Source organism: Marinomonas shanghaiensis (genome assembly GCF_003259175.1).
GTDB lineage: Bacteria > Pseudomonadota > Gammaproteobacteria > Pseudomonadales > Marinomonadaceae > Marinomonas > Marinomonas shanghaiensis.
The window spans coordinates 111,321-132,368 of the sequence record NZ_QGOK01000015.1; the positions used below are offsets into that span (position 1 = coordinate 111,321).

Genomic DNA, 21,048 nt, shown 5'->3' on the forward strand with positions numbered 1-21,048 from the left:
TTAGGGCACAAAAGGAGCGAGAAATGAAACTGAAAAGTTTGCTGGTTAGTTTGGGGCTTATAGCGGGTGCTGTGACAGCCCATGCAGAAGAGCCTTTAAAAGTTGGCTTTATCTACGTCGGCCCCGTTGGCGACCTAGGTTGGAGTTATGAGCATGACATGGGGCGTAAAGGTCTAGAAGAATATTTTGGCGACAAAGTAAAAACAACGTTTGTTGAGAACGTTCCAGAAGGGGCGGATGCTGAGCGTGTTATCACTCAGTTAGCAAAAGCTGGAAATGATCTTATTTTTACAACGTCTTTTGGCTTTATGAACCCCACCGTCAAAGTCGCAAAGCGTTTCCCTAATGTGAAATTTGAACACGCGACAGGCTATAAACTGGATAAAAACCTAGGCACTTATGTGCTACGTACCTATGAAGGACGTTATATCTCTGGCGTGGCAGCAGGAATGATGACCAAAACCAATACCATTGGTTATATTGGTTCTTTCCCAATCCCAGAAGTTATCCGTGATATCAACGCCGCTTACATGGGTGCCAAAAGCGTTAACCCTGACGTCAAAATGAAAATTGTTTGGGCAAATACTTGGTATGATCCAGGTAAAGAAACCGACGCTGCAAACGCCCTCATGGATCAAGGCGTCGATGTCATGCTTCAGCACACTGACAGCCCTGCGCCTCTTATTGCGGCAGAAAAGCGTGGCTTGCGCGCCATAGGCCAAGCGTCGGATCAAAGTAAATTCGCACCCGATGCTCACATTTTTTCAGTACGTGATGATTGGACGCCTTACTATGTCAAACGCGTACAGGCGGTCATGGATGGCACTTGGGAAGCTCAAGATTTTTGGGGTGGATTCCAAGATGACATGTTAACACTTGCATCCATTAACCCAAATTTACCGGCTGATGTGAGAGCAAAAATTGATGCCACTCACGACGCTATTAAATCAGGTGCATTCAAGCCCTTCACTGGCCCTATAAAAGATAACAAAGGGAATATCGCTGTAGCAGCTGATCATTCATTAACCGACGTAGAATTAGCTCAGGTTAACTGGTATGTAGAAGGCATTACCGACGAAATCCCACGCTAATCCTTTCGCAGCAATTTTTTATATACGGCCAGCCCGGCTGGCTGTATATTTCCCTTTTTTTAAGCAACACTCACAAAACACTGCCAGCCATTCTTTTTCATCTTCTGCTTTATCGCTTTATTTAAGAATTAAAGGCACAGCAACAAAAGGTAACTCTATGGAAACACTGATCGAACTCTCAAAGAAAATGCCCAAAACCGAACTTCATTTACACATTGAAGGCACCTTTGAACCAGAACAGATGTTTGCCATCGCTCAACGTAATCAAGTTGTATTGAAATACCATACCGTAGAAGAATTAAAAGCCGCTTATCAATTTACTAATCTACAAGATTTCTTAGACTTGTATTACCAAGGCATGTCGGTGCTGCTTCATGAGGTCGATTTTTATGACCTCACCATGGCGTATTTAGAAAAAGTCCATAGCGAAAACGTTGTGCACGTGGAGATCTTTTTTGATCCTCAAGGCCACCTTTCTCGTGACGTCCCTTTTGATAGACAAATCAACGGCATTTATAACGCTCTCAAAGACGCAGAAAAAAAATGGGGTATGACGTTCAAACTTATCATGTCCTTTTTACGACACCTAAGCGAAGAAAGTGCCTTCGACACACTAGAGTTGTCCAAACCTTTTTTACATTTGATAGATGGCGTTGGTTTAGACAGTTCTGAAGTAGGCCATCCACCCGAAAAGTTCTTGCGTGTTTTTGAAGCCTGCAAAGACCTTGGCCTAAAAATTACCGCCCATGCGGGAGAGGAAGGACCACCAGAGTACATTTGGCAAGCCATTGATCAAATCGGTGTCGACAGAATAGATCATGGCAATCGAGCGCTGGAAGACGACAAACTCATTGAAGAAATCAAAAAGCGCAGCCTAACGTTAACAGTATGCCCTTTATCCAATTTGAAACTTTGTGTCGTTAATGACATGAAAGACCACCCGATTAAAACCATGTTAAAACTTGGCCTGAACGCCACGGTCAATTCAGACGACCCAGCGTATTTTGGCGGTTATATGAACGACAACTATGCAGCATTAATTCGCCAGACAGGCATCAGCAAAGAGGAATTATTGCAATTAGCAAAAAATGGTATTACTGGCAGCTGGATGGAAGACAAGCAAAAAGAACGATACTTGCAAGAGCTAACCTCTCTGTTCGCTTAAGTCGCATTTTTCCAACACATCGACTAAAAAGCGTATTCGAAATAATCACACTTTTTAGTCAATGTGTTAACATTGCGTTTTTATAAGCTCGAGTCCCTGCTATGTCAAATGCCATCCTTCTTGATAACACTTTCTACCGCCTAACAAGCAGCCAACGCTATGATCATGTCATTAGTCTTATCAAAAAAGGCTCCTCTGTTTGGACGCTAGCGGATTCCGAAGGCTGTTTGATTATTGACCTTGGCAGTGACAAAGTATTGCCTATTTGGCCTAATGAAACATTAGCGTTAGCTTGGGGAGAAAAAGAGTATCAAGGCTTCGCCACCCTGGAGATCAACGCTGAGGATTGGGCTGCTAAATGGCTTCCTGGCATGCAAGGCGATCATTTTTTTGTTGGCATTGCCCCAAACCTTGCAGGTGAATGCATTGTTGCTTCCGCTGAAGAACATGCAGCCGATTTAAACCGTTAACTTTACGCTTTAACCTAAGATAAACACGCCGTGAATTTTCAATTAAAAAGTCTTCCATGCGAAGATAGAAAATTAAAAATGCGTCGAAACAAGCTAACACACTTTGCTGTGTGTGTTAGCTTGTTTGCTGTTTTTCTTATTTATTTTGGTCCGCTTTTCTCTCAAATAAGCAATGCTCTTGCACCCCAATCAAGCATGATGCAGATGGGGAGCGTGTCAATGAACATGCACGCCTCAGGGCACGACCATGCCCAAATGCTTTTAGAGCAAAGCAAAGACAAGCAAGTAGCAATTGTCTCTGCCCACATCAGTCATCATGGACATCACAATCATGGTGAAAGCGCAAACCTTCTAGAGGCTTGTGGTTACTGTTCCCTACTGTTCCATTTAAACTGGATAGATGCCAAAACCTTTGAGCTCATCCCGCTAACACAAGAACGTTACCTAAACAGGGTAACGACGCCTATTTCGCACAAATATAATGTGCCCTTCACTTCCATTCTCCCCAGAGCACCACCAACCATTTCGGTCTAATTCTCAACACAATATCGAAAAAATGACACTGCCAATTCAGGTTCGCCATAGAACCAGAAAAGTTGTGCATGTCTTTAATAATAATGGAAAAGTGAGCGTTTCGCTCAGAGGCGTTGTTTTGCCCTTTTCCACCAAACGAGAAATAAATAATGTCAATAAAAACCAATAGCAAGACGTCCGAGTCTTCTTCAAATGCTATGTTGCTATTAATTACACGACTACACTTCTACATTGGTCTTTTCATCGGGCCTTTTATTTTTGTGGCCGCCCTTACAGGGACGATTTATGTGATTACACCGCAAATAGAAAACGCCCTCTATAAAGATGTATTGACCACACAAAATATAGGAGAAAGCCAACCGCTTTCCTTACAAATCGCGGCCGCAAAATCGTCTCTGCAAAGTGATTTGACATTGTTTGCTGTTCGCCCAGCACCAGAGCTTGGCGATACGACGCGTATCATGTTTTTAGATGAAACAGCACAACATTCCGGTGCTAGAGCCGTGTTCATTGACCCCGCCACTCTTGAAGTGAAAGGTAATTTACCGGTTTATGGAACAAGCGGCGTTTTACCACTTAGAACCACTATAGATTTTATGCATCGGCAACTTCTTTTAGGAGAAGTTGGACGCTATTACAGTGAACTGGCTGCTTCTTGGTTGTGGATTGCAGCACTTGGCGGAGTATTTTTGTGGTACAAAGGAGGGAAAAAAAACAGCGCTGCGTTTGCCATTAGAACAGAGCATCTTCGTAAACGTAGACGTCACTATCAATTAGGATTGTTCCTGTTTGTCGGTTTAGTCTTTGTTTCTATTACAGGGCTAACTTGGTCAAAATGGGCTGGAGACAATATCAGCACATTGCGCAATAGCATTGGCTGGGTCACACCGTCAGTCTCACAAGACCTCACAACCATAGATCACAATATGATGATGTCTGACGAACATGCCGATCATCTAAATCATTCAAGTCACCATAATATGCCGCCAAAGAAACCAGCAGCAGAAAAATTTGAAGATGTTGATGCTCTATTTGATGGGGTTTTGAAAGCAGCAAGAGACGCTGGAATCGATGCCAATAAATTGGAAATCAGACCATCATCAACAAAAGACAAAGCATGGAGGGTCAGTGAAATAGATCGCTCTTGGCCAACGCAAGTCGACAGCGTCGCCGTTGATGCGAGTACTATGACAGTGACTAGCCGCGCGGATTTTGCCACCTTCCCGATTGTTGCCAAGCTGATTCGCTGGGGCATAGATGCGCACATGGGCGTCCTATTCGGTGTTATTAACCAAATCATTCTGACATTTTTTGGGCTTTCTTTGTGCCTTATGATTATTTGGGGCTATAAAATGTGGTGGATACGACGTCCACAGGCCGGATCCACATCCAAGCCTTTACTGCAGGCTTGGGGGAAACTGTCATCCACTCAAAAAGTCATTACGGTATTAATCGCCATAGCACTGGGTTTAAGCATGCCTGTTATGGGGGTTAGCTTAATCGCCTTTCTACTCATTGACGCTTACCGTTGGAAGCGCCAATAAACTCGCACAAACTCAACAGTGATTGAGCCTTCTTGGCTCGATCACTGTTTATTCACTCTGCCGATACTCTAATGTTCATTTAGTTCTGGCTTTTTCTGGTCTCTCTATGGGTTATCAGTAAAATACACGCTCTTAATTCATCAACATCAGAACATGTATTTTATGGACACGCAGTCTCTTGAAACACTCACAGAACAGGTTTTATCCAAATTAGCTCAGCAGCCAAAGGGCGCGCTGCGCCTATTTCATGGCCGAGGACGCTGCTTTACGGGGTTGGAGCAAATCACTGTCGACTGGCTTGAAGGACAAGTATTGATCGCTCTTTTCAAAGAACCAACGCCTGATGAACTAGACACATTCAATGAAGAAATCATCAGTTGGACAAGAAAAGCAGAATGGCGCGACAGCAAAGCACAATCGCTATTACTCCAACACAGAAGCCGAGATAAATCGCCAACCGAATGTCTTTGGGGTGATTATCAAAAACGTCAGGTTGTAAATGAAGAAGGGCTTATTTTCCAGCTAGATCTTGGTAAAAACCAAAATTCAGGACTGTTCCTAGACATGCGATACGGACGACGCTGGGTCAGGGAAAACAGTCAAAATAAACGTGTATTGAATCTATTTGCCTATACCTGTGGTTTCTCGATAGCCGCCATAGACGGCGGAGCCGATTTTGTTGTCAATTTGGATATGGCAAAAGCCGTTTTAAACAGAGGCCGAGAAAATCACCGACTAAACCAACATGATCTAAATAAAGTAAAGTTCTTCGATCATGATATTTTTAAGTCTTGGGGGAAAATCAAAAAATACGGTAAATATGACCTTATCATCGTTGATCCTCCTACATTTCAACTCGGCAGCTTTGCGCTAACGAAAGATTATCAAAAAATATTGCGCCGCTTACCTGAGTTATTAACTGAAAATGGTCAAGTACTTGCCTGTGTCAACGACCCAAACATTCCTGCGCAATTTTTAATTGATGGCATGGGTGATGAAGCACCACACTTAGAATATCAATATCGACTCGCTAATCCTCCAGAATTTTTGGATATCGATATCGAAAGCGGACTAAAAGCACTTATATTTCAGAAAACACCTGATAAAGAAGTTAACTAATTAAGGAAATAACAATGGCTAAAACAACTGTCACATTCGAATATGAGAAAGAAACTAAAAACAGCGTACGCTATCAAGAAGTACCAGAAGAAGGAAAAGCCCCCATCATGGGAACGCTGTATGTACAAAAATGGTTTGCTGGCAACTGCAAGACGCTAGAAATCACCATAGAGAAAAAAGATTAATTCATCATGTTACTAGATAGTAATAAGACCTTATTACTATCTAAGTGCTTTATTTTACTTGCCAAAATGGTCATCTAATCGGCAATACATTCCCTATTATCGTTCCAACGCAAATACAAGCCAACGCAATAACAAGCCCTGCGGTTATCTTCTCATCAAATAAAGGTATGGCAAACATACTGGCCAACAAGGGCACAATCGCCATGAGTGCTCCCATCTTGGTAGCCCCTAAGATATGCACCGCTTTCCCGTAACAGACAAACTGCACTGCAATCGCCATAATAGCCTGATAGAACGCTTGCAATGCTATCATTTCGTATGGCACACCTTGAAATGCCTGTGGTAACTGAGTGAAATAATAAGGAGTAAAGACCAACGTAGTGGTAGTAATAACGCCCAACGTTGCATGCCATGGAGGAAACTTCCAGCGCCGTAACAACACAGTAAAAACACCCCAGAAAAGACATGCCACTACAAAACTAATGTCACCTACCCAATAAGATGCACTTGATAACAAGGTTTCAAATAATAATATCAAAATACCTAAGCTGCTAATCCCGATGCCCATCCAAGAAAAACGAGAGTGCCTTTCACCCGCAACAAAATAAGCAAGCACAGCAATCACAATAGGCATTAATCCTGGCAGCAGTAAAGCAGCGTGCGTCGCTGGAGCGGATTGAAAACCATTAAAAACAGAAAGTGAATAAGCTAACCCTCCCATCGAACCTAGCAACAGCATTTTTCGCTGAAAGATAACTTTACGCTGAACCCAAATGAAAGGAAAAAAGACAAAAAATGCAGTACCAAAGCGAACCATCATCATATCAGGCAAAGATAATGAAGCCAAAGCACCCGCTCGAGAAATCAATATAAAACCGGTCCATATTAAAATCGAAATAACGGCAAAAAAATAACCTTTCATCATATTTTCATGGCCTAACAGTGAACGAAATTTCATATTAATGAGCCTTATGATGAAAAAAAGGACAGTATATCTATGACATCCTTTCAAAAACAACGGTAAAAACAGGTTTTTCCTGTTAATCCTTCGACTCTAAATGCTTTTCATTTTTAAATACACTTATAAAATGTGAAAAAAATGTCATTGACCTTTTTTATACCCAATACCTCCTATATTGCAGACTCTGTCTATTTTTGAGTCGCACACCATGACACAAACAAAATCACCATTAATACGCCTGCTATCACCTCTCAAGCCGTATCTATTGTTTTTAGTTATTACTTTATTCTGCTTGTCACTGAGCCGTTTGCTGTTAATGGTCTGGAAATACGAACGAATTGACAGTGTTAGTGATTGGTTCACAATACTGGGCTTCGGCTTACGTATTGATATTGCATCCATTTCATACGTTACAGGCATCCCAGCTGTCATCAGTTTATTGATTTCAGGCATACCTTATATCAACCGCATTTGGGATTTTTTTACTCGAATCTGGTTAACCTGTACCTTTGTTTTATTAATATTTATGGAGCTATCAACGCCAGCTTTTATTGAAGAGTACAGCCTAAGACCTAACCGTCTTTTTGTAGAGTATTTGCTCTATCCTAAAGAAGTGTTCTCTATGCTGATTGAAGGTCATAAGATTACCCTGCTTACAACCACTCTACTCACCACTCTGATTGTGATTTTGGCATATCAGTTTTTTCGCAAGAAAAGCATAGCTAACCAACCACAGCCTAAGTGGTTCGAACGTCCAGTATTAGTCGTTATCATTTTCTGTCTTGCCTTTCTTGGCGCTCGTTCAAGCTTACAGCACAGACCAATCAACCCAAGCTATACGGCATTTACGAATGACCCTTTAGTCAATAGCCTAACATTGAACTCGACCTATTCCCTGCTTTACGCTATCAGCCAAATGGCTGGCGAAGTAAGTTCATTTGAGCTCTATCCGAAGATGGATCAAGACAGAGTGACCGGCGAAATACACAAAGCAATGGGGATTGAGAAAAGCCAGTTTACCTCAGCAGAATTACCAACTTTACACAAACAACAAGCAACTCTGCATTTTGATCGCCCAAAGAATCTCGTTATCATTCTTGAAGAAAGCTTAGGAGCACAATTCGTTGGTAGCTTAGGTGGACTTCCTTTAACACCAGAATATGATAAATTGGTGCCTGAAGCTTGGTCATTCAATAATTTGTACGCCACCGGAACACGCTCCGTTCGTGGTATAGAAGCGGTGATCACTGGCTTTGTTCCCACGCCTGCAAGAAGCACAGTAAAGCTGCCTAACTCACAAACCAATTTTTTTACCATTGCCAAACTGCTTGCCAAACAAGGCTACGACACCAATTTTATCTATGGTGGTGGTGCCCATTTTGATAATATGAAAACGTTTTTCTTAGGCAATGGTTTTAACTCTATCATCGAAGAAAAAGACTTCATCAACCCAGAATTTATTGGCTCTTGGGGCGTAAGCGATGAAGATCTTTTCACAAAAGCCAATGAAGACTTTATTCAGAAATCAAAAACAGGGAAGCCTTTTTTTAGTTTAGTCTTTAGCTCATCCAATCATGACCCTTTCGAATTTCCTGACAATAAAATTGAGCTATACAACACGCCAAAAGCGACACGTGAAAACGCTGTAAAATACGCGGATCATGCTATCGGGCACTTCTTTAGACTGGCAAAGCAAGAAGACTACTGGAAAGATACCGTTTTCTTAGTCGTTGCCGACCATGATGCCCGCACCACTCGGTCTGAATTAGTGCCAATCCCAAGCTTTCACATACCCGCTTTAATCATAGGCGATGGGATAAAACCTAAAAATGACAGTCGATTGGCCAGCCAAATAGACTTAGCACCAACGCTTTTGTCATTAATTGGTGTGGATTCCGAACACCCAATTATTGGCCAAGACTTTACAAAAGTCGGTGATGATTATTCAGGAAGGGCAATCATGCAATTCAATGAAAACCAAGCGTTTTTAAAAGATGGAAAAGTGGTCATTTTACAGCCTAAAAAACCACCTACTGCCTTTACTTACTTAAACTCAACCCTTGTACCAACTAATGACCTCAGTGAGGATTTAATCAACCAAGCCATCGCGCATCCATTGCTGGGGACTTGGCTATACAATGAAAAAAGATACGACATGATGAGAACAAAAGAGCATTAACAAACCGGTTAAATAAACAGGCATATTCATCACAAAGGAGGTACAGACCAATGCTCCAACAGAATGTTAATAAACAAATCAGCCGCAGGCGACACTGAGGTTGAACTGCGTTTGACAAGACCAATCGAGCGGTCAATTTTTTGTCCTTTTAGCGGCCTTGAAGTCAGTACAGAAGCACTGCTTAAAGGCATGGCAAGTTTGGGTACAATCGATATACCTAGCCCCATTTCCACTAATCCTAGAGAAGTGGAAAGGTGCTGAACTTCATAAAAACTGTTTAGCTGTACTTGGTCCCTTGCTAAAGATTTATCTAACAAAATTCGGTTACCACTAGCACGCCCAACACTGATTAATTTGTATGGCTCCATGTCTGTCCAAGACACTTCTTCCAACTCGCATAACGGATGATCTTTGCGCAAACACACCACAAATGGATCGTCCAAAAGCGGTGTAAATGACACTTCTGGATGTTGAGCAATGGCCATATTGATCCCAAAATCTGCGTCTCCACGAATAACAGATTCCAAACCATGGTTCGCACTCTCATCTAAAATTTGAATCCGAATACCAGGATAACGCTCATTAAAAACATTGATAACGCTCGGCAAAAAGTAAAAGGCGGCGGTTGGAATACAGGCAATAGTCACCTTCCCTTTTTGCTGAGAAGCCATGTCTTTTATCCCCAAAACAGATAACTCAAAATCTTCCACCATACGTCGAGCTTTTGGCAAAAACTCACGTCCTACGGAGGTTAACCAAGTCTTCCGAGTGGTTCTTTCAAATAATTGAGCGCCCAAAATCGTCTCTAACTTTTGCATGCGTCTGCTCAAAGCAGGCTGCGATAAAAAGGTTAATTCTGCCGCATCATGAAAATTTCCCGTTTCTGCAATGCGTATAAAAATAACCAAATCTTTGAATTCTATTTGATGCACAGCTCACCCCACTGATTCGTTTTACACATCAATTATGGACTATCTTTGCATTTGATGCACGAATATAGGTTATGAGACTTTAGCCGCATGCTCTTACAACAACAAAGGTTTAATAAGAATGTCACAAACCATATCTTGCATCATAATGCGTGGCGGCACTTCTAGAGGTCCATACTTGCAAATTTCTGATCTTCCTCAGGATCGTAGTGCCTGCGCAGACGTTTTGCTAAAAATCATGGGATCAGGCCATGAACTTCAACTGGATGGCATTGGTGGTGGAAATAGCCTCACCAGCAAAGTCGCTATGGTTGGCACTTCTACCCACCCAGATGCTGATGTGGACTATTTATTCGCACAGGTTGGTGTGTTAGATAAAATCGTCGATTTTTCACCAAATTGCGGAAACATGCTTGCTGGTGTTGCTCCCTACGCCATTGAAACAGGATTGTTTCCAGCAAATAAAGGCACAACAACCGTTCGCATTCACAACCTTAACACAGGCAAAATTATTCATTCGACGGTACAAACACCAGAAGGCAAAGTAGAATATACGGGAGACACCGTAATCAGCGGCACCAATTCACCTGGTGCGCCGATTGAATTGACTTTTCTCAATGTTGAAGGCGCTAAAACCGGTAAATTACTACCGACTGGTAATGCCGTAGATAGTATTTATTCAACGGAAGTTACTTGCATTGATGCTGCCACACCGGTGGTTTTAATTAAAGCGAGCGACCTTGGAAAAACAGGAAATGAAACACCAAGCGAATTAGATAACGATACTGAATTTATGAGCCGCCTAGAATCCATCCGTTTAAAAGCAGGCGAACTCATGGGCCTTGGCGATGTTTCAAACTCGGTTATTCCTAAGCCTATTTTACTGTCTCCTGCGAACTATGGAGGCACCGTTAATGCCCGTTATTTTGTTCCTCACAAATGCCACAAATCATTAGCAGTAACTGGAAGTATTGCCATAGTCACAGCCTGCTGCCTTCCTGGCACTGTCGCTGCAAAACTCATCGGTAATAAAGATTCCGAATCTTATTTTACCCTTGAACACCCTTCAGGAAAAATTGAGCTCAATGCTCAACGCAAGGAAGACAATTTATCCGCATTGAATAGCGTATCGGTAATTCGAACTGCCCGAAAAATACTGTCAGGTACGGTTTACCTAAATTAACTATCAATACAACAATAACAAACGTATTGAATATTCATAAAAACAAGAAAGGAAAAAATCATGAAAAAACTTTCCAAGCTCTTAGGCGTTTCCATCCTATCTGTTGGCTGTTTACTGTCTTTACCAGCAAAAGCGCAGGAAGTAGAACTGCCTTCTACGATTAACTGGACAATACCATTTGGTGTGGGTGGCGGTACGGATGTATGGGCTCGCTTTGTGGCACCGCATCTAACAAAAAATTTACCTGGCAATCCAACAGTGGTGATTAAAAACCAACCTGGCGGCGGCTCTATTACAGGAACAAACTTATTCTTCCAACGTGCAAAAAGCAATGGTGAAGATATTTTAGGAACGTCAGCATCAACATTGTACCCATTTATGCTAGGCGATAAGCGTGTACGCTATAACTTTGATAAATGGATTCCTCTATTGGCTAGCCCTACAGGTGGCGTTGTTTATGTCCAACCAGATCTTGGCGTGTCTTCGGCTGACGATATTAAGAAATTAGATGGCGTAACGTTGCCATTTGGCTCTCAAAGCCCAACGGGCCTAGAACTCCCTGTTTTTCTGGCTTTCGAAATGCTAGGGCTTGATATTAAACCTGTTTTTGGTATGAAAAGTCGTGGGGAAGGCCGTCTTGCTTTCGAGCGCGGTGAAGCCAAAATTGACTTCCAAACATCCTCTGCGTACTTAAGTTCTGCCCTTGATCTAGTGAACAATCAAAAAGCCGTACCTTTGTTTTCATTAGGCATTCTGAATAATCAGGGTAAAATTGTTCGAGATCCTGCCTTTGCTGATCTTCCGACCTTTGAAGAGGTTTATTTTAAAAAATTTGGCAAACAACCTGAAGGACTAGAATACACAGCGTACAAAAAATTCTTGGCGGCAGGCTTTGCTTTCCAAAAAGTAATTTTTATCCCAGCAGATACGCCTAGCGATATTATCAACGCTTACCAAATGTCTATCAGAAAGATGTTAAAAGATCCTGCGTTTATCCAAGACTCTGAAGTACAAGTTGGTCCCTATGAGAACATTGTCGGCATTGATGCAGCGCAATACCTAAGCGAGGCCATCACTGTTTCTCCCGAGTTATACACTTGGATTTCTTCTTGGTTAAAATCAAAATTTGATTATACGCTGTAATTTTGTAGCAGGAGTTATTGTTAATGATTGAGTTCCTCAGCGCCCTAGATCAAATACTGTCGATAACCCACCTCACATATCTAATAGCAGGTGTGCTGGTTGGGCTAGTCGTCGGTATCATTCCCGGACTGGGCGGTATCGCCGGCATGTCTTTACTCTTACCTTTTTTGTATGGGATGGAACCTTCCGTTGGTCTTGGGATGCTGATGGGACTGGTTGCTGTCATTCCCACGGGGGATACATTTACCTCCGTGTTAATGGGGATTCCAGGGTCAAGCTCGTCGCAAGCCACTGTTATGGATGGCTTTCCTCTAGCGAAAAAAGGACAAGCAGCGCGTGCGCTCTCTGCCGCCTTCCTATCTTCAATGATAGGAGGTGTGGTGGGTGCCATTGTATTAAGTGTTTTTATACTCGTCGCCCGTCCTGTTGTATTGGCTTTTTCCTCCGCCGAACTATTTATGCTTACTCTTTTAGGGTTGAGTGTTGTGGCAGCCCTTTCTGGCGGCAATGTTTACAAAGGCTTGGCTGCTTGTGGTTTTGGTCTGCTAATCGGTGCCATTGGTGGGGCGCCTGCTACTGGAGAATTCCGTTTTACAATGGATATTGACTATCTTTACGATGGTATTCCCTTGGTTGTCGTAGGCTTAGGTATTTTTGCTTTACCCGAGATAATCAGTTTACTCGTAAAAAATAGTGCTATCGCCTCTTCGCCAAATAAACTGGGACACGGCTTAAGACAAGGCTTTAAAGACGTGTTTGCGAATCTTCCCCTCGTTGGTAAATCTTCCATTTTTGGTAGCTTAATTGGGGCAATTCCTGGGCTAGGCGGTTCTGTAGTTGATTGGATGACCTATAGCTTTGCTATAAACTCTAGCAAAGACTCGTCTCAATTCGGAAAAGGCGATATCCGAGGAGTCATTGCGCCAGAATCTGCAAATAATGCCTGTGCCTCTGGCAGCATGATTCCTACTATTTTATTCGGTGTACCAGGCTCTGGTGCCGCGGCGGTATTTCTTGGTGGCATGTTATTGCTGGGCATTCAACCCGGTGTATCAATGATCTCGACACACCTCGACCTGACATACACTATTATTTGGTCACTTGCTCTAGCTAACATTCTTGGTGCGCTATTCTGCATTTGCTTCACACGCCCCATATCATTACTCACATACATCAAATTTTCAGTACTAACACCGATTATTTTAACCTTGATACTCTTTGCCGCTTATCAGGCCACACGCAGTCTGGGCGACTTTATTTTCTTGGGTGTTGTCGCCGCTCTTGGCGTCATGATGAAAGGGGCTAATTGGCCCAGACCAGCCTTCTTAATAGGCTTTGTCTTGTCTTCTGGAGCTGAAAATTACTTCTTCCAAAGCATACAGTTCTATGGCTATGAGTGGTTCTTGCGCCCAGGTGTTATTGCCATTGCCGCACTCATCATTGTCGGTTTTGTGCTGCCTCCCATTCTGAAGAGAAGAAAACAGAAAATGAAGCCAGAGCCACTCGCACAAGACAAAGAGCAAAACAGCATGGCCAATACTGTCTCTTGGACAGATTGGGGGATCATCGCTGTTATGGGAGGCTCTGCTACCTATGCTCTTATTAATATCTGGGATGCCTCGACGTTAACAAAGGCCTTCCCCATCATAGCCATTACAATTGTCTTGTTTTCTATTGTCATGATTGTCAGCAAATACATTAGAGAGAAACACACTAAGGTGTCATCAGATCTCGCCATGAATATGGTGTATATTGTCGGCTTTTTTGCCATTGCCTACGGTTATTATCTGTTTGGCTTTATCTCAACAACCTTTGTGTTTTCATTCTTGTTTTTGAAGTACCTAGCAAAAGCGTCCTATGTTCAATCAACCGCAATTGCAATTGGTCTGGTCGTCTTCTTAGTGACAATGGGAAGAGTAATGAACGTAGACTTTCCTGAAGGCCTGTTTGATCCGTATCTATTAAGCACGATTAAAAGCTTTATCTAGGCACTCCCGCCTTGAGTCCCGATGCAGTGTTCTTTGCATCGGGATTTTTTTATAAAATTATCACATCCTAATCTTTTACAAATAGATCTCATTTCTTTTTCATGGTAGATTTGCCCCACTTAGGTGCACTTTTTGTGCGTAATGTTACAAATAGTAAGTGTAAGATTACGCATAATAACCGCGACTATCCCCACAACAGCAGCACCTTAGTGATCAATACAACAACTAAAAAAAGCTCTCAGAGCTAATCTTATCGAGGACTATCTATGCAAGCATTCATTGATTTCTTAAACGGAGTCATTTGGAGCCCTGCCCTAATTTATCTATGCCTAGGCGCTGGCTTATTTTATTCAATACTGACGCGTTTTGCTCAAGTTCGTCACTTTAAAGAAATGTGTTCACTTTTATTCAATTCCAACGATTCAGACAAGGGCATTTCTTCCTTTCAAGCTCTTGCAGTTTCTTTGTCTGGTCGTGTTGGTACAGGTAACATTGCAGGCGTTGCTGCTGCAATTGGTTTTGGTGGTCCAGGTGCTGTTTTCTGGATGTGGGTCGTTGCTTTCTTAGGCGCAAGCACGGCTTATGCGGAATCGACATTAGGTCAACTTTATAAGGTCAGTGAAAACGGCCAATACCGTGGTGGTCCAGCGTATTATTTCGAACGTTGCCTTGGCTGGCGCTGGTTAGGTGTTTTGTTTGCCTTGTCTTCCATTATTGCTTGTGGTGTCTTCTTACCTGGTATTCAAGCTAACTCAGTAGGCAATGCGGTCACACAGATATTTGGTGAAGGCGTGATTGTTTCCAGCTCATTTGGTGAAGTAGGCTCCACTAAATTGGTTGCACTAGCGGTGATCCTGATTGTACTCGCCTTTATTATTTTTGGCGGCATCAAGCGCATTGCAAACTTCACTCAAATCATTGTGCCATTCATGGCAATTGGCTACATTGTAATGGCCTTGATCGTGGTTTTTCTGAATCTAGACAAGGTGCCAGGTATCTTCGGTTTGATCTTTTCTGATGCCTTTACAGCGCAAGCAGGTTTTGGTGCGGCAATCGGTTGGGGTGTAAAACGTGGCGTTTACTCTAACGAAGCCGGTCAAGGTACAGGCCCTCATGCTGCTGCCGCTGCAGAAGTTCAACATCCTGCACAACAGGGTCTGGTTCAAGCATTCTCTGTTTATGTTGATACGCTTTTCATCTGTACTGCTACCGCTCTGATGATCTTGATCACTCAACAATACAACGTGCAAGGTTCACTACCTGATGGCCAATTCATCGTACAAAACGTGGATCCTTCAACCATCATAGCGTCTCCTGCTTTTACTCAGATGGCATTAGCAAGCGTATTTGGTAGTTCAGGCCCTGTGTTTGTCGGTATCGCATTGTTCTTCTTCGCGTTCACGACCATTTTAGCGTATTACTATATTGCTGAAACTAACGTTGCATACCTACGTCGTGCGTTGAACATCAACGTATCATTGACATTCGTAAAATTGCTTATCATGTTCATGGTGGCATACGGCACCGTCAATACTGCAGGTTACATCTGGAACCTAGGTGACGTTGGTGTCGGTCTAATGGCGTGGCTAAACATCATTGGTATTCTGACCATTTTCTTTATGGCCAAACCTACTATGAAAGCATTGCGTGATTATGAAGATCAAAAAGCCTCTGGCGTTACTGAGTACACGTTTAACCCCAAAGCCCTTGGCATCAAAGGCGCTGAATTCTGGGAAAAACGTTACGATGAGCAGCAGGCTAAAAACGCGGCTGACAAATAGTTATTTCGCTTTAAAATACACACTTTGATATAAAAAAGGGTCAGCTGTTTACAAGCTGGCCCTTTTTGTTATTTACACTTCAAGCTTTATCTTTAAAAGTACCTAAGGCTTAATATAAGCAAAACCGTCCGCCTGCTTTTCGATCAACGACAGAACCCCAACAGGCACTACTTTCACATACTCAGGCAGCAAATCGATAGCGATGCCTACCCCATTAAGGGAATTCTGACACACGGAAAACTCAACTCCTTGACGGGATAATTCTTGCATCAAATGGACATGAGTTAATGACGCACTATCATCAAAAACCAACACCGCTTTGGCGTTTGACAGTACCACAATATTTGATGAAGCATTGTCTACCACCTTCACAAGATTGCGTACATTAGCAAGAAGCAATGACCACTTGTCCATCTCATCGATATGAAACACCACATTTACTGATTGCATTAGACCATCCACTCATGCTCAAAAAAACACACTAATTTAGAGATAAAAGACTCACTATAGAAAACAACGCCGCCACGAGCGCATAAGCCAACATAGGGATAATGGTTCTCTTGATAATAAAGCCCTCCTTATTCTTCACACCCAAAATGGTCGACACCGCAATAATATTATTAATGCACACCATGTTACCCATAGCAGCACCGGCCGACTGTAAAGCGAGCACCAATGTAATGGGCAAACCTACTTTCTCTGCAATCCCTAACTGAATCCCACCAAAGGTTAAATTAGACACGGTTGCCGAGCCAGAAAAGAAAGATCCAAGCGCCCCCAGTATTGCCGCCGCGTATCCCCAGCTATCACCTAACAACCCAGCAAACGCTTGAGCCAACAATAACATTGGCGCTTGACTCCCACCCAGCATCATTAAGTTCACCATGGCTAAGGCCCCCATCAAAGATACCATAGGCAAGAGTAAACGCTGCCCCGTGTCTCGCAATGCAGTCAAAACCAATGCCCGTGACATGTCAAATAAGGGAATACACACCAACACCACAAGCAAAAATGGAATCAAGGCGGGAACATACAGACTTTTATATTGCCAACTCACACCAGTCCCCAGAATATTATTAAGGCTAAGCACCAAGGCTTGACTTATTTCAAACTCTGCCGCACCCAACTGCCAGCGCCACAAAGGCAACATGGTATTGAGCACATCCTTTATCCCCCACTGTGGTACACGCGTCACGATCAAGATAACAATCAATAAAGCAAACGGCACAAAAACCTTCACCACACTGCTGGTTTTCATCGCTTTTTCAAGCAATTCAGCCTCAGCAGGCACAGACAAGCCGATACGCTTTTTCGCCAACCATACATTCAACGCCAGTCCAACCGCACCACCAATAAGAGCCGGAAACTCATAACTCCATTGAGCAAAAAAGACATAGGGCAATGTACAAGACAGCACACTCAGTAAAATAAACCCCGTATTTTGACGAATTTCCTGCCATGGAAGTAGAAAACGCAAGGCAATAAAAGGAATAACCAAAGCCGCCAAACTGTTCAGCAAAGCTGTTTGCTTAGCGATGTCCATCAGCTGCGAGTCAGACAAGGATAAGCCCGACAAGCCAAACCAAATGGGTGTCCCAACCGCACCAAAAGACACCGGCACAGAATTCATCACTAGCGCAAACATCGCCACCGGAATGGCAGGAAAGCCTAAACCGACTAAAATAGGCGCCGCAATCGCTGCTGGCGTGCCAAAACCTGATGCTCCTTCCAGCATAAAAGCAAACGCCCAACCGATAATCATCAACTGAGCGACTTTATTGGTGCTGATACTTTTCAACCATTGACTCAACACTGCTTCAGCGCCAGAAAAATGCAATACCCGATTTAACAAAATAGCACCCGCTACAATAGAAATCGGGGTCAATACAGACAAAAAACCTGACAAAACATTCGCCAATACCAAAGCCCGATCAGCTTGGAACAAAAATAACTGAATCAATGCAACCAATAAAGCCGTCATTGGTAAAGCAATGTGAGAAGGCAGCGCATTACGCCTTGTCATTGCCCAAATCAATAACACAATTGGTAAGCCTGCTATGACTGTACTCATCGTCATGCTACCTTTTTTAAAAATGCACAATATTAATAAAGACGTCGTACAAGACTGGAAAAATATCTCAAAAAGCCCTATTGTTTAAAGCTGCACAACACCATTACCACAGAAAATCAGTCACTTAAAAACAGTGTCTTATTTTCTTTTATACTACCGCATAAAGAAAAGAGAACAGGTGACATGAAGCAAAAAGACTTTCGAAAACTGGGCTGCGCTGAATGCTCAACTGGCTGCGACTTGGGTTTCGACTTCACCATGGCATTTCAACCGATTATTAACAGCCAAACCAAAACAGTTTTTGCACAAGAAGCACTTGTTCGAGGCTTAAATCAAGAAGGCGCTTTTCACGTTTTCAAAAACATCAACGATACCAATCGCTATCGATTTGACCAAAGCTGCCGTGTCAAAGCCATTAAGCTAGCGGCAGAACTCGGTGTCCATGACAATAGTTTTTTAAGCATTAATTTTTTACCAAACGCGGTTTATAAACCAGAGCTTTGTATCAGAACGACACTAAATGCGGCGGAAGAGTACAAATTCCCCAAAGAAAAAATCATTTTTGAATTTACCGAAAATGAGCAAATAACCGATAGCACGCATCTTGAATCTATTATTCAACACTACCAACAACAGGGTTTTCTGACCGCTACGGATGACTTTGGCTCAGGTTTTAACGGCCTAAACCAGCTTGCTGATCTTAAAACCGACATCACAAAAATCGACATGGCTCTGATTAAAAATATAGACCAAGACAAAAAACGCCAGATCATTGTGCGTAATTTAGTGAATTTATTTCATGAGCTCGACATGATGGTTGTTGTGGAAGGGGTCGAAACAAAAGCAGAATATCACACGCTACAAGACATGGGAGTCCACCTTTTCCAAGGCTACTATTTCGCTCGACCTAGTTTCGAATCTCTCGCGGAAATCAACTGGGACTAACCAAACGCCCATTGAAAAATTGCCTTCATGGCACACACTTCATCACAAAGTCGACTCACGATCACCAACGTGATCTCTTTGACACACAAACCTTTATCAGCATAGTAATAGAAAGTATCCTTATGTGGAGGATACTTTTACATACTTTCGCCAATTATGTTGTTCTTTAAAGCCCAATACTTCACGAATTTTACGGTTTGAAAACAACGCCTCATGCTCCCCCATTTCCCGGGTGATAGGCACACCAGGAAAAAAACGCGCCACTAATTCTTGAGTGGGAATAATCGCGCCATTGTGATCGTTTCCAGCATTAAAAATTTGGAAGCCCAAACCGTCTTTTTGCAAACATAAATCGACAATTTGACCAAGGTCTCTGGCATCAATATAACAAAATGCATTTCGTCGGCGCACTTGTGGACGCTCGAAGTAATTCGAAAATAACTCAACATATTCATGAGGTTCGACGACATTGCCAATACGCAGCGCATACATGTCAATACCAGACCGACGCTGAAAACTACGTGCGGTTTTCTCGTTTACGACTTTAGACAGTCCATAACTGTCCATAGGATCGACATCGTAGTCCTCTTCTAATGGCAGCGAATGTGGATTGGTTTCACCATCGGAAAAACAAATACCATAGGTTGTCTCTGAAGAAGCAATGACGACCTTCTTAATGCCAAGCTTCACAGCTGCTTCGATCACGTTATAGGTTCCGATGGTATTCACTCGGAAAGTTTCATTATCAGGATTGATCAAGATTCTTGGCACAGCCGCAAAATGTACAACCGCATCAAATGCTGGCACACCTTTGCCAGGCTCTAGCTCATCAAACCCTGCATACGATGTCATCGCATTAAACATCTGTCCAGAATCGGTGATATCAGCAATAAGATTGTCCACTCCAGGAGAGTCTAATGGCACCAAATCAACATTCAATACTCGATGTCCCTGCTCAAGCAAATAAGCAACCACATGCCTACCCGCTTTGCCCGAACCGCCTGTAAACAATATGCGCTTTGGTGTCATATACTTACCTCTATCAATTGGAATGGTTACGAAAAGACTCAACTTCCTTTAGTGTTAAATAACGCCACTGCTCTGTAACAACATCAAGACGAAGATTGCCAATTTGCTCTCGATGCAGAGACACTACACGATTGCCTACCGCTGCGAACATACGCTTTACCTGATGAAATCGACCTTCTGTGATGGTTAATCGTACCTCATGTGGCGCGATCTGTTCCATTGTGGCAGGCAAGGTCAATTTAGCTTCCCCTTGCAGCAGTACACCTTTCAAAAAAGTGTCCGCTACGACTTGTGCGGACTCAGAACTCATGGGCCTAGACAATTGTACTCGGTATACTTTTTGGCACCCATTACTGGGTCGCGTAATATCAAATGACCAGCGACCATCATCTGTCACCAAAACCAACCCCGTTGTATCAACATCAAGACGCCCCACAATGTGCAATTCAGAAACCTTGTCCACATTCAGGTATCGAAACAATGAGGGATACACTTCATCGACATTAGAACACACTGTTCCAGCAGGCTTATGCATGAGGATATAGCGAAAATCACGAGCCTTCAGTCTCTCTCCATTTAACAACACCGTGTTGTTTTCATGTACCTGAGTGGATGCATCCGTCACCACCACACCATTGACTGTCACGTCTTTAGCATGAATGGATTGGATTGCTTCTTGTTTGCAAAGCGCCGTACTTTTACAAAGAAACTTATCAAGACGCATGGTTAAA

General features: G+C 42.8%; 19 protein-coding genes. 13 read left to right on the forward strand and 6 right to left on the reverse strand.

Annotated elements, in window-relative coordinates; genetic code table 11:
* Positions 1–23 precede the first annotated feature (23 nt).
* From DKT73_RS13140 to DKT73_RS20210, 7 genes are all read left to right on the forward strand, one after another.
* A complete protein-coding gene (locus DKT73_RS13140; protein ID WP_111639007.1) occupies positions 24–1,091 on the forward strand; it encodes a BMP family ABC transporter substrate-binding protein in 1,068 nt (355 codons plus the stop codon).
* 157 nt (positions 1,092–1,248) lie between these two features.
* A complete protein-coding gene (locus DKT73_RS13145; protein WP_111639008.1) occupies positions 1,249–2,256 on the forward strand; it encodes an adenosine deaminase in 1,008 nt (335 codons plus the stop codon).
* 101 nt (positions 2,257–2,357) lie between these two features.
* Positions 2,358–2,726, forward strand: a complete 369-nt coding sequence (locus DKT73_RS13150) for a DUF2750 domain-containing protein (RefSeq protein WP_111639009.1) — start codon at positions 2,358–2,360, stop codon at positions 2,724–2,726.
* A gap of 78 nt (positions 2,727–2,804) precedes the next feature.
* The gene (locus DKT73_RS13155; RefSeq protein ID WP_111639010.1) at positions 2,805–3,260 is read left to right on the forward strand and encodes a DUF2946 domain-containing protein; all 456 of its coding nucleotides are present in this window, start codon (positions 2,805–2,807) and stop codon (positions 3,258–3,260) included.
* Between the two features lie 149 nt (positions 3,261–3,409).
* A complete protein-coding gene (locus DKT73_RS13160; protein ID WP_111639011.1) occupies positions 3,410–4,804 on the forward strand; it encodes a PepSY-associated TM helix domain-containing protein in 1,395 nt (464 codons plus the stop codon).
* Between the two features lie 162 nt (positions 4,805–4,966).
* On the forward strand, positions 4,967–5,923 hold the full coding sequence (locus tag DKT73_RS13165) for a class I SAM-dependent methyltransferase (RefSeq protein WP_111639012.1): 957 nt from the start codon (positions 4,967–4,969) through the stop codon (positions 5,921–5,923).
* A gap of 14 nt (positions 5,924–5,937) precedes the next feature.
* Positions 5,938–6,108 carry a hypothetical protein gene (locus DKT73_RS20210; RefSeq protein WP_198666621.1) on the forward strand — a complete coding sequence of 57 codons (171 nt, stop codon included), beginning with the start codon at positions 5,938–5,940 and terminating at the stop codon, positions 6,106–6,108.
* Positions 6,109–6,178: 70 nt separating this feature from the next.
* Here DKT73_RS20210 and DKT73_RS13170 read toward each other — a convergent pair whose 3' ends face one another.
* Positions 6,179–7,066: a DMT family transporter gene (locus DKT73_RS13170; protein WP_232827875.1), complete on the reverse strand. Its 888-nt coding sequence runs from the start codon at positions 7,064–7,066 to the stop codon at positions 6,179–6,181.
* Positions 7,067–7,277: 211 nt separating this feature from the next.
* Here DKT73_RS13170 and DKT73_RS13175 point away from each other — a divergent pair, with 211 nt between their 5' ends.
* Positions 7,278–9,248: an LTA synthase family protein gene (locus DKT73_RS13175; RefSeq protein WP_111639013.1), complete on the forward strand. Its 1,971-nt coding sequence runs from the start codon at positions 7,278–7,280 to the stop codon at positions 9,246–9,248.
* A gap of 29 nt (positions 9,249–9,277) precedes the next feature.
* On the opposite strand, the gene DKT73_RS13180 is transcribed toward DKT73_RS13175, so the two are convergent.
* Positions 9,278–10,180 carry a LysR family transcriptional regulator gene (locus tag DKT73_RS13180; protein WP_111639014.1) on the reverse strand — a complete coding sequence of 301 codons (903 nt, stop codon included), beginning with the start codon at positions 10,178–10,180 and terminating at the stop codon, positions 9,278–9,280.
* Positions 10,181–10,298: 118 nt separating this feature from the next.
* On the opposite strand from DKT73_RS13180, the gene DKT73_RS13185 reads away from it, so the two are divergent.
* The 4 genes from DKT73_RS13185 to DKT73_RS13200 all read left to right on the forward strand — a co-directional run bounded on the left by DKT73_RS13185 (position 10,299) and on the right by DKT73_RS13200 (position 16,272).
* Positions 10,299–11,360, forward strand: a complete 1,062-nt coding sequence (locus DKT73_RS13185; RefSeq protein WP_111639015.1) for a 4-oxalomesaconate tautomerase — start codon at positions 10,299–10,301, stop codon at positions 11,358–11,360.
* Between the two features lie 60 nt (positions 11,361–11,420).
* Positions 11,421–12,503, forward strand: coding sequence for a Bug family tripartite tricarboxylate transporter substrate binding protein (locus tag DKT73_RS13190; RefSeq protein ID WP_111639016.1), 1,083 nt, complete (start codon positions 11,421–11,423; stop codon positions 12,501–12,503).
* A 23-nt stretch (positions 12,504–12,526) separates the two neighbouring features.
* Positions 12,527–14,491 carry a tripartite tricarboxylate transporter permease gene (locus DKT73_RS13195; RefSeq protein ID WP_111639017.1) on the forward strand — a complete coding sequence of 655 codons (1,965 nt, stop codon included), beginning with the start codon at positions 12,527–12,529 and terminating at the stop codon, positions 14,489–14,491.
* A 266-nt stretch (positions 14,492–14,757) separates the two neighbouring features.
* On the forward strand, positions 14,758–16,272 hold the full coding sequence (locus DKT73_RS13200; RefSeq protein ID WP_111639018.1) for an alanine/glycine:cation symporter family protein: 1,515 nt from the start codon (positions 14,758–14,760) through the stop codon (positions 16,270–16,272).
* Positions 16,273–16,374: 102 nt separating this feature from the next.
* Here DKT73_RS13200 and DKT73_RS13205 read toward each other — a convergent pair whose 3' ends face one another.
* Both DKT73_RS13205 and DKT73_RS13210 read right to left on the reverse strand, forming a co-directional pair.
* Positions 16,375–16,722 carry a DsrE family protein gene (locus DKT73_RS13205; protein WP_111639019.1) on the reverse strand — a complete coding sequence of 116 codons (348 nt, stop codon included), beginning with the start codon at positions 16,720–16,722 and terminating at the stop codon, positions 16,375–16,377.
* Between the two features lie 31 nt (positions 16,723–16,753).
* A complete protein-coding gene (locus tag DKT73_RS13210) occupies positions 16,754–18,343 on the reverse strand; it encodes an L-lactate permease (RefSeq protein WP_111639020.1) in 1,590 nt (529 codons plus the stop codon).
* A gap of 183 nt (positions 18,344–18,526) precedes the next feature.
* Here DKT73_RS13210 and DKT73_RS13215 point away from each other — a divergent pair, with 183 nt between their 5' ends.
* A complete protein-coding gene (locus DKT73_RS13215) occupies positions 18,527–19,288 on the forward strand; it encodes an EAL domain-containing protein (protein WP_111639021.1) in 762 nt (253 codons plus the stop codon).
* A gap of 120 nt (positions 19,289–19,408) precedes the next feature.
* Here DKT73_RS13215 and DKT73_RS13220 read toward each other — a convergent pair whose 3' ends face one another.
* Positions 19,409–20,317: an NAD-dependent epimerase/dehydratase family protein gene (locus DKT73_RS13220; RefSeq protein ID WP_111639022.1), complete on the reverse strand. Its 909-nt coding sequence runs from the start codon at positions 20,315–20,317 to the stop codon at positions 19,409–19,411.
* A 13-nt stretch (positions 20,318–20,330) separates the two neighbouring features.
* Positions 20,331–21,041 (reverse strand): pseudouridine synthase, encoded by a 711-nt coding sequence (locus tag DKT73_RS13225; protein WP_111639023.1) that lies wholly within the window; start codon positions 21,039–21,041, stop codon positions 20,331–20,333.
* Between the last annotated feature and the right edge of the window lie 7 nt (positions 21,042–21,048).